The 519-nt window shown below is 53.0% G+C and carries 1 protein-coding gene; it reads right to left on the bottom strand.

Annotated features, from left to right (window positions below):
• On the bottom strand, nucleotides 1–519 hold a 519-nt coding region (locus tag R7Z50_RS31035), incomplete at both ends, for a phosphopantothenoylcysteine decarboxylase (protein WP_318150217.1).

Here is a 519-nt window from a genome sequence, read left to right as displayed (position 1 = left end):
TGATCGTTGTCTGCCGTCTTTTTCAACTTTTGAGACGCAATGGCCTCAGGTCGATAATCCGCTACTGCTGCGCAGCTGATGAACGCATCGTGACTGATGGCTTGAGCCATCACGGCCTCATACATTTCTTGTGCGCTAGACACGTTAATGCGCTCCACTCCCATCGGTGTGCTCAGGTTGACAGGGCCGCTCACTAGCGTGACTTTTGCGCCTAACTGCGCGGCAGCGTTTGCTAGTGCATACCCCATTTTCCCGGAGCTGTGGTTCGTAATGTAACGCACTGGGTCGATGGCTTCTCGCGTTGGGCCTGCTGAGATCAGAATGGACTTGCCTTCCAAGACTTTAGGTTGGAAAAACTGCTCACACAGATGCACCAATTGCATTGGTTCAAGCATTCGACCCGGACCAACATCACCACAGGCTTGTTCACCTGCTGCTGGACCCCAAATGTGCATACCGCGGCGAGCTAAAGTCGCAATGTTCTCTTGCGTCGCGATGTTGCGATACATCTGCTGATTC

The sequence above is a fragment of the Vibrio sp. 1249-1 genome (genome assembly GCF_033340495.1).
This window is presented reverse-complemented; position numbering and strand designations above follow the sequence as displayed.